The organism is Bradyrhizobium sp. RP6, assembly GCF_003837805.1.
Classification (GTDB): domain Bacteria; phylum Pseudomonadota; class Alphaproteobacteria; order Rhizobiales; family Xanthobacteraceae; genus Bradyrhizobium.
The window spans coordinates 92,345-106,610 of sequence record NZ_RQIT01000011.1 but is presented as its reverse complement, the minus strand read 5'-3'; the positions used below and the strand labels follow the sequence as shown (position 1 = coordinate 106,610).

Sequence of the window (14,266 nt, the reverse complement as noted above, 5' to 3'; positions counted from 1 at the left end):
TCTCCGGATGGCCTCAGGGCGCCAGGCGCGTGAAGACGTAATCGCGGCTCTTGGCGCGGGCCTCGTGGCAGGCGAAGCAGGTGCGATGCTGGGCCTCGTCCACCGGCCTGCCGTTGATGAAGCGGCCGAAGCCCCAGCCGCCGGTGGCGGCGTATTTCCTGGAATCCTTGACCATCACCTGGACCGTGGTGGCGGCGCCGGGAATCGTTGCGGACGCGAACTCCGGCGATTGCTTCCGCTTCCAGGCGCGCTTGACCAGGATAGTGCCGTCCGGGAACGGGAGTTTCCCGGCCTGATAGGCGTCGATTGCGGTCTGGTTGCCGACCACAGCGCGAAGCTCGTCGAGCGGCGCCGCCTCTTCGGCCGGCGCGACCAGCTCCCACTGCTTGTAGCCTTTCGGAATCGTGACACCGAAGATCGGCGATGCATCCGCCGCGCTCTGATCCGCCGGCCCCTCTGCGGAGGCGATCGTGACGAGATACGGCACGCAGGTCAGGAGCACGACCAGCAGGACCACAGTCAGCACGATCATCGTGGCGTAGAAAGACCTTTTCTTTTCAGGTTCGGTTGGCGACATGACGTTCTTCAAGCTGGGATCAACAGGGCGATCCTCGATCCGGCCGGGCTGGACCGAGGTGCTGACAAATGCTCAAGCGCCGTCGGCGTCGAGCACGGCCTTGGCAAATGCTTGCGGTGCTTCCTGCGGCAGATTATGGCCAATGCCGCCAGTGATCAGGCGAAACTCGTATCGGCCCGAGAATTTCTTGGCGTAGACGCTCGGGTCGGGATGCGGCGCGCCATTGGCGTCACCTTCCATCGTAATCGTCGGCACCTCGATCTGCGGAGCTGCCGCGAGCTTCTTTTCGATATCCTCGTATTTCGCCTCGCCCTGGGCAAGCCCAAGCCGCCAGCGGTAATTGTGGATCGTGATCGCGACATGATCCTTGTTGTCGAGCGCCGCCGCGCTTCGATTGAAGGTGGCATCGTCGAACCTCCACTGGGGCGAGGCGAGCTTCCAGATCAGCTTGGCGAAATCGTGCGTGTACTTCTCGTATCCGGCGCGACCGCGCTCGGTCGCGAAGTAGAACTGGTACCACCATTGCAGCTCCGCCTGCGGCGGCAACGGCGCGCTGCCGGCAGCCTGGCTGGAGATCAGATAGCCGCTGACCGACACCAGCGCACGGCAGCGGTCCGGCCACAGCGCGGCGATGATGTCGGCGGTGCGCGCACCCCAGTCGAAGCCGGCGACGACGGCTTTCTTGATATCGAGCTTGTCCATCAGCGCGATGATGTCGGCGGCCATCGCCGCAGGCTCGCCATTGCGCGGCGTCTCGCCAGAGAGGAAGTGCGTCGTGCCGTAGCCGCGCAGATAAGGGATGATCACGCGATAGCCGGCCTTCGCCAGGATCGGCGCGACATCGATGAAGGCATGAATGTCGTAGGGCCATCCGTGCAGCAGGATCGCGACGGGACCGTTCGGGGGGCCCACCTCCGCATAACCGACGTTGAGAACGCCGGCGTCGATCTGCTTGATCGCGCCGAAGGACGCATTCGATACCGAGGATCGCAGCGGTTCGGTCTCGGCACGCGCGAGATCGATCACGCCGAGACCGACGGCGACGGCTCCTGTGGCGATGCCGAGAAACTGGCGGCGGTGCTCATCGATGATCTGCTTCATGGTGTTGCTACCTCCTGGTGGTTGATGATGGTGCGTCAGACCAGCGCGACCGTGACGTCGACGTTGTCACGGACGGCCTTGGAGTATGGGCAGGTTCGATGCGCTTCATCGACGATGCCGCGTGCGATCTCGCGATCGAGACCCGGCAGGCTGACATTGAGGCGCGCCCGCAGCGAGTAGGCGCCCTCGTCGAGCACGAGATCGATCTCCGCGTCGATCGCGCATTTCCTGGGAAGGATCACCTTCCGCTTGCGCGCCGCGAGTTCCATGGCACCTTCGAAGCAGGCCGACCAGCCTGCCGCAAACAACTGCTCGGGATTGGTGCCGATGCCAGTCCCGCCCGGCGGCGACAGCCTGACGTCAAGGCGACCGTCGGAACTGCGCGACATGCCGTCGTGCCGCCCGCCGCTGGTGTGCGTCCGGGCCGTGTAGAGCAGTTTCGCCGCCTGGGTCATGAAAGTCTCCTTGCCGTCGCGCAACTGACTATCAGCGGCGCGCCCGGGAGACGCGTTTGGTGTTGTGAGAAGTTGTGAGGCCGGCGGAGAACCTGTTACGAGGCCTGCAAACGCGGTCTGATGCCGATGCAAAGCCGGCCTTGCTGGATCGCTGCCTGCTGGCTATCCGGGTTCCCAATGAGCAAGATTTCGCGATGACCACGCCGATCGGGCCAAGATTCTCGTTCGGACCATTCACCGTGGCGCCACATGAAAGGCTCGTGACGCGCGACGGCGTTGCGGTGCCGCTGGGCGCGAAGGCCTTTGACGCGCTGATCGCGCTGATGTCGCGGCCGAACGAGGTCGTCAGCAAATGGGATCTGATGGCACTGGTGTGGCCCGGCATCACCGTCGAAGAGGCCAATCTGCGCTTTCACATCGCAGCCCTTCGCAAGGCGCTCGGCGACGGCAAGGACGGCGCGCGATATATCACCACGCTCTCCGGCCGCGGCTATTGCTTTGTGGCGCCGATCTCGCAAGTGGAGCTTCCGGCACTGCGGCGCACCTCACCGCGGATGGAATTGCCTCCGGTCAAGCTGCCGAACCGGCTGCAACGGATGGTCGGACGCGACGAGGAGATCGCCGCCATCTCCGACAAGCTCCTCAACTCGCGCTTCGTCACGATCGCCGGGCCAGGCGGCGTCGGCAAGACCGCCGTCGCGGTGGCGATCGCCCACGACCTGCTCGAGACATTCTCCGATGCCGCGCACTTCGTGGACCTTGCCGCACTCAGCGATCCCGATCTCGTGATCACCTCGATCCTGCTGATGCTTGGCTTGCCGGCCGAGACCGACGATGCCCTGCCCGCGCTGCTCGCGCATGTCAGGGACAAGCGGATGCTGCTGATCCTCGACAATTGCGAGCATGTCATCGCCGCAGCGGCGCCGCTGGCCTCGGAGATCTTCCACGCTGCGCCGGATGTCCATATCCTCGCCACCAGCCGCGAAGCCCTGCGGGTGGAGGGCGAGCAGGTCTATCGACTGGCACCACTCGCGGTTCCGCCCGACGGCTCGGGTCTGACGGTCGCCGCGGCACAGACCTACCCCGCACTTCAACTCTTCCTCGAACGTGCCATGGCCGGCGGCGCGCAGATCGCGCTCGACGACGCCAATGCCGCGATCATCGCGCGGATCTGCCGCAAGCTTGACGGCATGGCCCTGGCGATCGAGCTCGCCGCCGGCCGGGTCGAAGCTTACGGCCTGGAGCAGACCGCCGCGCTGCTCGACGAACGCCTCAATCTGCTCTGGCAGGGCCAACGCACCGCGCCGCCGCGGCAGAAGACCTTGCAGGCGACACTGGACTGGAGCTACGGGCTCCTGTCAGACATCGAGCGCCTCGTGCTGCGGAGGCTGGCGGTCTTTGTAGGCCACTTCACCATGGACGCGGCACTCGAGGTCGTGCCGGATGAACGCGCCGATCGCTCCCACCTGTTCGGCGCCATCGACAGTCTCGTTGCCAAATCGATGGTCGCACCGCGGCCGATCGGCGCGATGATGCGCTACCGTCTGCTCGATACCACGCGCGCCTATCTGCTCGAGATAGCGCCAGACGACGCCGCGCTCGCCGCCCGTCACGCGAGCTACTACCGGCGATGGCTGGAACAGGCCGGCAGGACGTGGGCTGCAACGCCGAACGCCGACGAACGAGCGATCCACTTCTCCGCGCTTCACAACGTGCGTGCCGCGCTGGACTGGTGTTTTGGCGCGGGGGGCGACGCCAGGACCGGCATTGCGCTCGCCGCCGCGGCAGCGCCGATCTTCCTCGCGATGTCGCTCTTGACCGAATGCCGGCGCTGGTCGGAACGTGCGCTGCTTGCGATTGCTCCCTCCTCGCGCGGCAGCGCCGAGGAAATGCACATCCAGGCTGCCCTCGGACTGACCCTGATGTTCACGCGCGGCGGCAGCGAGGCGGCGCGCATGGCCTTGAGCAGGAGCCTTGCGATCGCCGAGGCGCGCGGCGACGCGCCGAACCAGCTCCAGCTGCTCGGCCGCATGCACATCTTCCACGAACGGATGGGACGGTTCGACACCGCGCTTGGCTACGCGCAGCAGAGCCTTGCGGTCGCGAGAGCGCTCGGCGATCCCGGCTCGATCGCCCTTGCCCATTCGCTCCTCGGAGTCTCGCTCCACCTGGCCGGCGAGCATCGCGACGCGCTGGAGATGGCGGAGGCCGCCTGGCAAGCGCCGGGGACAGAACGAATCAGCACGATTAACGGCTTCGATCATCGCAACCGGGCCGGCATCACGCTGGCGCGCGAACTCTGGCTGCAGGGCCGGCCCGCGGACGCACTGCAACTGGCGCAGCAGACGGTCGCCGACGCCGCGGAGATGGAGCACCCGATCACGCTCTGCATCGCGCTGATCTGGGCGGTCTCGATCTCGCTCTGGGGCGGCGATCTCGACGGCGCGGAAGAGAGCATCGACCAGTTCATCGCACACGCCGAATCCCGGTCGATGGGTCCCTATCTCGTGGTGGGCCGCGGCGTGAAAGGCGAGCTGGCGATCCGGCGGGGAGACGCCGCGCATGGCGTCGAGACGATCAGGGCTTGCCTGCGCGAGCTCCACGAGGCCGGCTACGAACTGCTCACCACGACCTTCAACATCGCGCTGGTTCAAGGCTTGCTGGCGCTTGGACAGATCGAGCAGAGCGCGCGCCTGATCGACGATGCGATCCGGCTCGTCGAACAGAGCGGCGATCATCTCTACATGCCGGAATTGCTGCGGATAAAAGGCAGAGTTCTGTTGTCGCGGCCCGAGCCCGACGCCGAGCAGGCAGAAGCCCACTTCATGCAATCGCTGGATCTCAGTCGCCGGCAAGGCGCCACGGCCTGGGCGCTGCGCGCTGCGATCGATCTCGCCGGGCTGTTTGCCGGACGCGGGCAGCGCGACGAGGCGAAGCGATGGCTCCAATCGGCGCTCGAGGGCTTTGCCGAGGGCTCCGATACGGCGGATATCAGAGCGGCCAGCGTGCTCCTGGCCACGTTGTAGCGAATCACCCCGTAGGCGTGCCCTGCTTCGTCGCTGCGCTCCTCGCAATGACGCAAGGTGAACCGCTGTCGACCTCAAACCAGCATCTGGACTCGCAGACATGGCTCCGCCCTTCTCCCGGCGCGTTTCGCCCGAGTTTTGCGCTTCGCGTCACGCCCTTGGAAGAAAGGGCGCAGGGAAGGCCGGGTGCTGACAGGCACCCGCGGTCCGCTGCGCGAAATGCACACGCAGAAAGAGCCGCACAGCAGCATACAGGTGAAGCCGAACACACGGCCTTCCCTGCGCGATGGTCGGACGGCTTATGCCGCGCTTTCCCGGGAGCCGAGTTCCCTCTGGCCTCCCTGGCCCTCACGAAAGTCACCGACACCGCGCCGGTTGGCGCAGATGCCGCATCCGCAAGCGCTTGACCGTAGCAACGACGGCCAGGACCACACGGTTTTGCCGTTACGCGCGAGCGCCGTTCGTACAACGCGGCTTGCGAGGCGCTCACGGGCTCGGCTCGATCCAACACCCCGCCCTGCGTCCCACATCCGCGACGGCGCCATGCGTCCACCGCAACGCGATCCGCGGCTCGTGACGACGTACGACCGCCCCTTTCGCCGGATCAGGGTGCGGCGATATATACGGCAAATCCGAATTTTTGTAAACCAGAATATCTTGGTCGAGACGGGTTGACCCAACCGTTGCTGTTTTGCCCCGCGGGCAACGCAAGAACTTGGGGCGCCAGGTCACGTTGCTTTGAAGGAATGCGCACTCGGTGTCCGCTCATCCTCCAACACCGGCGCAAAATCGGACATCGTCGGACGTCCGGGTTGGGCCAAATCCAGACTCGTGTAGCTCAGCAAAATTGGTTCCCGGTCTACCGATCAGGTCCGCCGGTGGATTCAAGCTGGATTAAGGCTTGGCGGGTCTTCGGACCTCAACCTTCTCACCCACCTCGATTACCATGAGATCTTCACCGAGTTCCAATGGACCTGAGTAAGTCTTCCGCGTCGGTGGAATTACATCTTGCTCGGTTGCATTTGGCATCACGAGGTGTGAATAGACCGCGAGCTTCGGCTTTGCCCGCCCGAACACCTCGCCCGCCTGTTCTGGAGTGGTGTGATGGGCGATAATGCTCGCGGTTCGGTCTGGCGGGATTCCGATCCGCTGGAATGTCTCAAGCGAAGCAACCTCGTGAATCAACAGGTCAACATTTTGGGCATGTCGGATGAGGTTCTCAGACAGACGGGTGTCTCCGGAGAGGACAACCGAGCGGCCGGAATAATCGATGCGGTAGCCAAACGCCGGCTTCACCGGCGTGTGGTCTACCTCGAAGGCGGTGATCTTTACGCCATTGTTTTCATAGACAAGTCCCTCGCTGATGTCCTTGGCGAGAATGACCACACCGTCTGGCGCCGCACGGTCGTCGTATAGTCGAATCCGGATGTCATATTCGAACGCCTGCTCGAGAAACGACATCATGCGCACCGTCCCCCTTGGTCCCCACACCTCCAATGGCCGATCCCTCCCAGGCCGTCCAAAAAGCCAGCCGGTCAGCCACAGATCTGGAAAGCCAACCACGTGATCCGAGTGCAAGTGGGTAAGAAAAACGCCGTTGATATCATGCCAAAACACGTTGACCTGAGTGAGCCGCTGAAGAGCACCGCGGCCGGCGTCGAAAATGAACTTCTGCCCACCCGCTTCGACGAGGATGCTCGGGCCGAACCGGTTCATAACAGGCGGAGGGCATCCTGTCCCTAAGAGCGTAACTTTGATCTCTTGCGCTTGGGCGGACACAGGGAGAATAGCGAGCAAGCTTGCAAAGAGTGTGATGCAGGAAAAACAGAAAACCGACCTCTTGGAAGTCGCCATGACTGACTCCACGAACCGCTGAATAAAAACGGCATTCGCGCCAGGCAAATTTCGTATTTCAACCAGTAGTGTTGCAAACGATCGGGCGCGCGTCAATCATCGCGCTGTGAGGTCGGCTTCGGGTCAAAAGCTATCCTCGGAGGGCGAGATCTCAATGGTCGGCTGAGGGCCACAAGGCGACGTGGGGCCCTCTTGCCAAAGCACGCGATGCAGATAATTCGAGTGATTTGAGCAAGAGTGCTTGCAGATTTCTATGCGAACGGATGGTGATGGTCTGGATCATTGCCATTGCACTCTTAGGCTTTTGTTGGTGGCGCGTAAAAAACGCTCGCAACCGGGCCGCTGAGCTCGCAGCAACGGGGATTTTGCGCTCGCCCTTATACTGGCTGTCGAACGCGCTGGTTTGCCTGCTGCTAGCGCTGGTGCTGTACATTGCGCACATCCACAATCAATCGCCAGTTCCGGCTTTCCTTTGGTTTGCCACCGTTGCGATCAGCGTATCCTTGCTTTTCCTGCGCCGCGCGTTGAGGTGGCGCTACCCAATGTAGTTTAGAGGCCAATTACTGGCTATCAACATTGGTATTCTTCGTGGATGGCGGGTCGATAATGCTTAAGGGTACAGGATCCGCTACGTCCGCTTATGCCCCCCTTGGCGGCGTGGAAGCTGACGTTTCGTGAGGTCCGAGAAGGGTCCAAAATGCGAAGAACTCAGGTTGAGCAAATCCGGTCTGCTCTGACGCAGTGAGCGGACCTCCGGCAGACAAGGCGCAACTTCGCAGATGGGCCACAAGCGGACTTCGCGTCTAGACGAACCCGGTTGCGCTAATCGGTGGCGTTTTGGCCTTGTAAAAATCGCGAGAATAAGCCGCCGGTACGGAAAATGTTAGCTGCCGGTCAAGCGTCCTCGCCAAATCAGCGGCACTCTCTGGTCGATGCAAGTACACTGTCCAGGAGACGCCGCAATGACCACGACGCACCGCACTACATGGCTGGAATGGACATCCGCATCGACCGGGCATGTCACCAGCTTCATCTGGAAGCGTTGGGATGCTTTTCAGGAGCGCCGTGAAAGCCAGAAATTGAGCGCTGCTTTGTCCGAGTTGAGTGATAGAGAACTGATGGATATCGGCACCACGCGCGGCGAGATCGACTACGTCGCCTCGCACCGAGGTATTGACCCTCGAGGCATCCGATCCGGTGAATGGCTGCGATATCTGCCAACTGTGGACGGCGAGGTAGGACCGACTGACTTTCGGTAGAGGTCACGAGCGCTGGCTTGCCGCGCCGGAAGTCCGTTCTGGTCTTCCACAGACACCAGACATTGGAGCGGCAAGACAGAAGGGGCCATTTCCGGATGTAAGCATCGCAACAACAGAGCGACGAAGCCTCTTGCTTTAACGAAACTGAGCAATTGATTCCAATGGTGGACCAGACCATCAATCGCAGGATTGCTCGGCGGTGGTCGACGTATCACGTCATACTGCCTGGAATGAAACAGCGGACACGAGGATGTCCGTCGATGTAGTGCTTCCAGACCATGGTCCGTCCGGCAAGATTGGGTTGCTTGATGACGGCGCCATCTGGCACGAGCACCCATTCGTCGTCGATGCGAACGCGATATTGTCCGTGATCGGACTTCCAATCCGGTTCGGAGACGACGTAGGCGTCGGAATCCTCACAGCACTTCCCGAACTCGCTTTCCAGACTCTCGAACCAGGGCTTCAGCGGGGAATTCGCATGGCGCCCATCATCTCGCGCAAGTATCGCGGTCGACGGCAGCAGCAGCAGACAAATTGGAACCGCCATGTGCTTCATCGCTTTGATCGCCAGCATTTCGTCCCCTCGGCCATCTCAGTCTCGAATCAGCGCCGCTGGCGTTGTGGGCAAGGAGCGCAGGAACACGAAGCGGGAGGTCACTGGTATCTCCGCGTCGGCGCGACCATCCTGGCCGATCAGAATGAGACCCGCTCCCCCATTTGCCACGGTCAGGATGACCTCTTCACCAGCCCATGTCCGGATCGGGTTCATCCCGACGACGAGAAACTCACCTACGGGCTGGTCCAGATATTGAAGTCTGAGCTGCGGAGCGATTTCGGGCGGTGCAAGCCCGAAGCCCAGTTGCTGCGCGACTTCGTAGATTTTCCGCAATGGCACCGTCTCACCCCTAAAGCCCAGATCGGCCGCGGTCACTGTTAGAAGTGTTACCGCCGTTCTGGTGCCGCTGAGCGTAAACGCAGGTCGGGCAAGAGCCGCCGCGGCCGAGCTACCGACGCCGCAACCAATCGCACTCAGCGCGGTGAGGAGAGCAAACGTATCCGGGAACGTCCCGATGCTGATCGTTTTCCATTCAGCAACATCCGAAACGGACGTTACTGGACCCGTGCGTGTCGGGACAACGGGCGCCGCCTTGAGCACTAGCTGCCTCTGCAACACATCGCGCGCCGAGCATTGAGCGTGAGCGCGGTTCGCAGAGGCGAGAACGCATACGACCCAGATCAAGAGCCTCGGTGCAGTGGCAAACCACGTCAGTGCAGCCATCTGCCGCATGATATCCCTCCCTCGTGACGCGAGATCCGCAAGCAGTTCATACAGTTCAGCCGCGCACGAGGATGCGCCGAGGTCACGAGAAGCGCTTTACAGGCGCCTTCCATTCTTCTTACCGTCGGCTTACATATCGGCTCCACGGGTGCGATCGTACTGCGGGAGGATGCATTTGCTTTACTCCTTTTCGGATTTCACGCTGGATACGGAACGGCGGGAGCTGCGGCAAGGAGCCGAGACAATCTCTATCGCGCCGCAGGTCTTCGACCTTCTGAACTATTTGATCCGGAACAGGGAACGTGTCGTCAGTAAGGACGACCTCATCGCTGGCGTCTGGAATGGTCGCATCGTCTCGGAAGCCGCTCTGACGACGCGCATCAATGCCGCTCGGAGCGCCATCGGCGACACCGGCGAGAAACAGCAGTTGATCAAAACATTGCCGCGCAAAGGTTTTCGCTTCGTGGGTGCAGTGCAAGAAACCGGGAGCTCCGCAATAGAGACGGTTGGCTCAGTCGAGCGAGCCGGCGACATGCCGCCGCGCCTATCCATCGTCGTGCTACCCTTCGCGAACCTGAGCGATGATCGTGAGCAGGACTATTTTGTGGATGGTGTAGCCGAGAGTTTGACCACAGACTTGTCGCGCATCGCTGGTTCATTTGTAATCGCACGGAACAGCGCCGTCTCATATAAGCGTAGGGCAGTCGATGTACGGCAAGTCGGCCGCGAATTAAACGTTCGCTACGTGCTCGAAGGTTCAGTGCAACGCAGCGGCAAGCGGCTTCGGATGAACGTGCAATTGATCGATGCTGAGAGCGGCCGGCATCTTTGGGCCGAGCGCTTCGAGAAGCCTGTCGTCGACCTGTTCGACATGCAGGACGAAATCGTTTCGAGGCTCGCCAATACGTTAGGTCGCCAGCTCATCGAGGCTGAGGCGCGACGAGCCGAGCGTACGCTGCACCCTGATGCGATGGATTTGTACTTCCAAGGCCGGGCCTGGTTGATGAAGGGATTTAGCCCTGAATGCGTAACGCAAGCGCGGAGCTTCTTCGAACGCTCTCTAGCGTGCGACCCCGGCAACGTCGAGGCAATGATTGGCCTGGCAAATGCTGATACGGCAGTTGCGACCAGCTTTACGACGGATGACGGGCCTGCGCGGCTTGCAGCGGCCGAGGCAATGGTGAATAGGGCATTGTCGATCAGGCCGAACCGTACTTCGGCCCACTTGGCTCGGGGTTGGGTCCAGATCTTTACGAACCGGGCCGCCCAAGCTATCCGTGAATTTGAGCATGTGTTGGCGCTCGATTCGAATATAGCCAACGCTCATGCAGCCCTTGGTTTTGCCAAATTCTATATGGGGCGCGCCGCCGAGACTGAAGGCCACATACTCCAGGCTCTACGTCTCTCCCCTCGCGACATCGATGCCTATCAATGGGCGTGTTTTGTAGGCGTGGCCAAGCTACAGCTGGGTTCGAACGTCGAAGCGGTCAGCTGGCTACGACGAAGCACTGAGGCGAACCGCAACTTTCCTCTCGCTCATTTGGCGCTCGCCGCTGCGTTAGGCCTGACCGGCGCGCTCGATGAGGCGCGAACTGCTGCAAGAACGGGACTCGCGCTCAACTCAGGTTTCACAATCCGTCGCTTCGTCACTGCTCAACAAAGCGACAATCCAGCTTTCCTTGCTGGGGTCGAGCGCGCGTGTGAAGGCTTCCGTCTCGCTGGCGTGCCGGAAGGGTGAAGGGCGCTTCCGGTCACGACCAGGTCCGCGACCCGCGTCAGAGACGCGCGTAAGTTCCCCGTTTGAATACCAGCATGGCGTCCCGAACAGTTTGGAATCTGGACTCGTCTCTATGTTGACATGGATCTTGGTGGCCTCGTCCACTGTGTACGTCCCGGTGCCGGCCGCCTCCTCCGGCGAGAGATGCGCAGAATCACCTAGTGCGTATTTCGGCGCATCGAGGAGGCGCAACTTCCGCTTCGGGTCAAACCAGCACGCTCTGAACGAGCCGAATGATTCCGCTTCGCTCTCCAGACCGGGCATCCGCGAGCGCAATGGCAGTGTAGCCCGGCCCTACCCCGTCGGCGTGCCCTGCTTCCACTGGCCGCCGGCGATCTTTGCGGCGGCAATCACGGCCTGGGTGCGGCTCTCGACGCCGAGCTTTTGCAGGATCGCCGAGACATGCGCCTTGATGGTGGCCTCGGAGACGCCGAGCTCATAGGCGATCTGCTTGTTGAGAAGGCCCTCCGATAGCATCATGAGGACCCGGACCTGCTGCGGCGTCAGCGTCACCAGGCGGTCGCGCAGGCGAGTCATATCGGGATCGGCCGCGGCGGACAGATCGGTGTCGGCGGGAACCCAGACGTCGCCCTCCATCACCTTGAGGATGGCGTCACGCAACGTCTCGACCCCGAACCGCTTTGGAATGAAACCGGACGCACCGAAATCGAGCGAGCGGCGGATCGTGGCGCTGTCGTCCGAGGCTGAGACGATCACGACCGGAATCGCCGGATATTGCGCGCGCAGATAGATCAGGCCGGAAAAGCCGGAGATTCCGGGCATCGAGAGGTCGAGCAGGATCAGGTCGACGTCCGAGGTCTGCTCCAGCAGCCCGGTCAGGTCCTCGAAGGATCCGGCCTCGTCGATCCTGGCCGACGGGAGAACGCCCGCCACCGCCTGTCGCAGCGCATCGCGGAACAGGGGATGGTCATCGGCGATGACGAGGTGGGTCGAGGGAGCGTTCATCGTTCTCTTGCTGTCGTTCGCGCCGGCCGGCGAACAGATCCGGATGCGTCAATTCTTCCCCGAGCGGCGGTGGCATGCAAGTGCACATTATCCCCTTGCTGCAAATGGGTTAATCCCCACGGGTTCGCGCCGGTGCCGGATACCACACCATCTGCTGCGCGCCAGTGCGCAAGGCCGAAAGTCGTATTGGGGCGAGTTTCACGCGGATGTTACCTTGTCGCCAAGGCCCAGGCTGATCCGGCATGTCCGGACATCTGGGGCGCGAGGAAACGATTTCATTTCGGGGAGCAACTAAACATGTCGACACTGGCTGTGTCTCAAGCGCGCGCGGGGGGGATGACGAAGGACGAAAGGTTCGTCATTCTCGCCTCCTCGCTCGGTACCGTGTTCGAGTGGTACGACTTCTATCTCTACGGCTCGCTGGCAAGCATCATCGGCGCGCAGTTCTTCTCGGCCTATCCGCCGGCAACCCGCGACATCTTCGCGCTGCTGGCGTTCGCCGCAGGCTTCCTGGTGCGTCCGTTCGGCGCGATCGTGTTCGGCCGCATCGGCGACATCGTCGGCCGCAAATACACCTTCCTCGTCACCATCCTGATCATGGGTCTGTCGACCTTCATCGTCGGCCTGTTGCCCAATGCGGCCACCATCGGCATCGCGGCCCCGATCATCCTGATCGTCCTGCGCCTCGCCCAGGGCCTGGCGCTCGGCGGCGAATACGGCGGTGCGGCGACCTATGTCGCGGAACATGCGCCGAACGGCAAGCGCGGCTACTACACCTCCTTCATCCAGACCACGGCGACTCTCGGCCTGTTCCTGTCGCTGCTGGTGATCCTGTTCACCCGCACCGCGACAGGCGAAGCGGACTTCGCTGCCTGGGGCTGGCGCATCCCGTTCCTGGTCTCGGTGCTGCTGCTCGGCATCTCGGTCTGGATCCGGCTTCGTCTCAACGAATCGCCGATCTTCCAGAAGATGAAGGAAGAGGGGAAGGGTTCGAAGGCACCGCTGACCGAAGCCTTCGGCAACTGGCAGAACGGCAAGCTCGTGCTGCTCGCCCTGCTCGGCGGCGTCATGGGCCAGGGCGTGGTCTGGTACACCGGCCAGTTCTACGCGCTGTTCTTCCTGCAATCGATCCTGAAGGTCGACGGCTATACCGCCAACCTGCTGATCGCCTGGTCGCTGCTGCTCGGCACCGGCTTCTTCATCGTGTTCGGCATGCTGTCCGATAAGATCGGCCGCAAGCCGATCATTCTCGGCGGCTGCCTGATCGCAGCGCTGACCTTCTTCCCGATCTTCAAGATGATCACCACCAACGCCAACCCGGCGCTGGAGAAGGCCATCGAGCAGACCAAGGTGGAAGTGGTGGCCGATCCCGCGGGCTGCGGCGACCTGTTCAACCCGGTCGGCACCCGCGTGTTCAGCGCACCTTGCGACACCGCGCGCGCCTTCCTGTCGCAGTCGTCGGTCAAGTACTCGACAACCTCCGGCGCGGCCGGGTCAGGCGTAAAGGTCGTGATCAACGGCAAGGAGGTGCCCTACACGAACGCCAAGGACAGCAACCCGGCGGTTCTCGCTGCGGTGCAGGCGGCGGGCTATCCGAAGGCGGGCGACGCCGGCATCGTGAAGATGTCGCATCCGCTCGACATCTTCCGTCCGCAGGTGGCGGCGATCATCGGGCTGCTGTTCATCCTGGTGCTGTTCGTCACGATGGTGTACGGCCCGATCGCGGCGATGCTGGTCGAACTGTTCCCGACCCGCATCCGCTACACCTCGATGTCGCTGCCGTACCACATCGGCAATGGCTGGTTCGGCGGCCTCTTGCCGGCGACCGCCTTCGCCATCGTGGCCTCGACCGGCGACATCTATGCCGGCCTCTGGTACCCGATCATCTTCGCGTCCATCACCGTCGTGATCGGTTTCCTCTTCCTGCCCGAGACCAAGGACGTCGACATCAAGGCGACCTGATCTACAGCAG

The 14,266-nt window shown here is 62.3% G+C and carries 12 protein-coding genes; 5 read left to right on the top strand and 7 right to left on the bottom strand.

Translation table 11 applies throughout. The features are described 5' to 3' along the window. Positions 1-13: 13 nt before the first annotated feature. The 3 genes from EHH60_RS20775 to EHH60_RS20765 form a co-directional block, all read right to left on the bottom strand. On the bottom strand, positions 14-577 hold the full coding sequence (locus EHH60_RS20775) for a cytochrome P460 family protein (RefSeq protein WP_124161299.1): 564 nt from the start codon (positions 575-577) through the stop codon (positions 14-16). A gap of 72 nt (positions 578-649) precedes the next feature. Further along, positions 650-1,678, bottom strand: a complete 1,029-nt coding sequence (locus tag EHH60_RS20770; RefSeq protein ID WP_124161298.1) for an alpha/beta fold hydrolase — start codon at positions 1,676-1,678, stop codon at positions 650-652. A 35-nt stretch (positions 1,679-1,713) separates the two neighbouring features. Then, positions 1,714-2,133, bottom strand: coding sequence for an organic hydroperoxide resistance protein (locus EHH60_RS20765; protein ID WP_124161297.1), 420 nt, complete (start codon positions 2,131-2,133; stop codon positions 1,714-1,716). 194 nt (positions 2,134-2,327) lie between these two features. On the opposite strand from EHH60_RS20765, the gene EHH60_RS20760 reads away from it, so the two are divergent. Beyond that, positions 2,328-5,159 (top strand): ATP-binding protein, encoded by a 2,832-nt coding sequence (locus EHH60_RS20760; RefSeq protein WP_124161296.1) that lies wholly within the window; start codon positions 2,328-2,330, stop codon positions 5,157-5,159. An 894-nt stretch (positions 5,160-6,053) separates the two neighbouring features. Here the strand turns inward: EHH60_RS20760 and EHH60_RS20745 are convergent. After that, positions 6,054-7,013 carry an MBL fold metallo-hydrolase gene (locus EHH60_RS20745; RefSeq protein ID WP_124161295.1) on the bottom strand — a complete coding sequence of 320 codons (960 nt, stop codon included), beginning with the start codon at positions 7,011-7,013 and terminating at the stop codon, positions 6,054-6,056. A 269-nt stretch (positions 7,014-7,282) separates the two neighbouring features. Between EHH60_RS20745 and EHH60_RS20740 the strand changes: the two genes are divergently transcribed. Further along, the gene (locus tag EHH60_RS20740) at positions 7,283-7,561 is read left to right on the top strand and encodes a hypothetical protein (RefSeq protein ID WP_245454545.1); all 279 of its coding nucleotides are present in this window, start codon (positions 7,283-7,285) and stop codon (positions 7,559-7,561) included. Positions 7,562-7,975: 414 nt separating this feature from the next. Beyond that, positions 7,976-8,272: a DUF1127 domain-containing protein gene (locus tag EHH60_RS20735; protein ID WP_124161293.1), complete on the top strand. Its 297-nt coding sequence runs from the start codon at positions 7,976-7,978 to the stop codon at positions 8,270-8,272. A gap of 211 nt (positions 8,273-8,483) precedes the next feature. Here the strand turns inward: EHH60_RS20735 and EHH60_RS20730 are convergent, their stop codons facing one another. Continuing rightward, complete coding sequence (locus EHH60_RS20730; RefSeq protein WP_124161292.1) at positions 8,484-8,846, bottom strand: hypothetical protein; 363 nt, start codon at positions 8,844-8,846, stop codon at positions 8,484-8,486. An 18-nt stretch (positions 8,847-8,864) separates the two neighbouring features. Further along, positions 8,865-9,560, bottom strand: coding sequence for a hypothetical protein (locus EHH60_RS20725; protein ID WP_124161291.1), 696 nt, complete (start codon positions 9,558-9,560; stop codon positions 8,865-8,867). A 160-nt stretch (positions 9,561-9,720) separates the two neighbouring features. On the opposite strand from EHH60_RS20725, the gene EHH60_RS20720 reads away from it, so the two are divergent. After that, positions 9,721-11,289, top strand: a complete 1,569-nt coding sequence (locus EHH60_RS20720; RefSeq protein ID WP_245454544.1) for a winged helix-turn-helix domain-containing tetratricopeptide repeat protein — start codon at positions 9,721-9,723, stop codon at positions 11,287-11,289. 333 nt (positions 11,290-11,622) lie between these two features. Here the strand turns inward: EHH60_RS20720 and EHH60_RS20715 are convergent, their stop codons facing one another. Next, positions 11,623-12,294, bottom strand: a complete 672-nt coding sequence (locus tag EHH60_RS20715) for a response regulator (RefSeq protein WP_124161289.1) — start codon at positions 12,292-12,294, stop codon at positions 11,623-11,625. Between the two features lie 336 nt (positions 12,295-12,630). On the opposite strand from EHH60_RS20715, the gene EHH60_RS20710 reads away from it, so the two are divergent. Further along, complete coding sequence (locus EHH60_RS20710; RefSeq protein WP_199751677.1) at positions 12,631-14,256, top strand: MFS transporter; 1,626 nt, start codon at positions 12,631-12,633, stop codon at positions 14,254-14,256. Positions 14,257-14,266 lie beyond the last annotated feature (10 nt).

What these genes read in the sequence shown, in the direction of transcription:
- EHH60_RS20775 (WP_124161299.1), bottom strand. Translation starts at nt 577, where the DNA reads ATGTCGCCAACCGAACCTGAAAAGAAAAGGTCTTTCTACGCCACGATG.
- EHH60_RS20770 (WP_124161298.1), bottom strand. Translation starts at nt 1,678, where the DNA reads ATGAAGCAGATCATCGATGAGCACCGCCGCCAGTTTCTCGGCATCGCC.
- EHH60_RS20765 (WP_124161297.1), bottom strand. Translation starts at nt 2,133, where the DNA reads ATGACCCAGGCGGCGAAACTGCTCTACACGGCCCGGACGCACACCAGC.
- EHH60_RS20760 (WP_124161296.1), top strand. Translation starts at nt 2,328, where the DNA reads ATGACCACGCCGATCGGGCCAAGATTCTCGTTCGGACCATTCACCGTG.
- EHH60_RS20745 (WP_124161295.1), bottom strand. Translation starts at nt 7,013, where the DNA reads ATGGCGACTTCCAAGAGGTCGGTTTTCTGTTTTTCCTGCATCACACTC.
- EHH60_RS20740 (WP_245454545.1), top strand. Translation starts at nt 7,283, where the DNA reads ATGGTCTGGATCATTGCCATTGCACTCTTAGGCTTTTGTTGGTGGCGC.
- EHH60_RS20735 (WP_124161293.1), top strand. Translation starts at nt 7,976, where the DNA reads ATGACCACGACGCACCGCACTACATGGCTGGAATGGACATCCGCATCG.
- EHH60_RS20730 (WP_124161292.1), bottom strand. Translation starts at nt 8,846, where the DNA reads ATGCTGGCGATCAAAGCGATGAAGCACATGGCGGTTCCAATTTGTCTG.
- EHH60_RS20725 (WP_124161291.1), bottom strand. Translation starts at nt 9,560, where the DNA reads ATGCGGCAGATGGCTGCACTGACGTGGTTTGCCACTGCACCGAGGCTC.
- EHH60_RS20720 (WP_245454544.1), top strand. Translation starts at nt 9,721, where the DNA reads ATGCATTTGCTTTACTCCTTTTCGGATTTCACGCTGGATACGGAACGG.
- EHH60_RS20715 (WP_124161289.1), bottom strand. Translation starts at nt 12,294, where the DNA reads ATGAACGCTCCCTCGACCCACCTCGTCATCGCCGATGACCATCCCCTG.
- EHH60_RS20710 (WP_199751677.1), top strand. Translation starts at nt 12,631, where the DNA reads ATGACGAAGGACGAAAGGTTCGTCATTCTCGCCTCCTCGCTCGGTACC.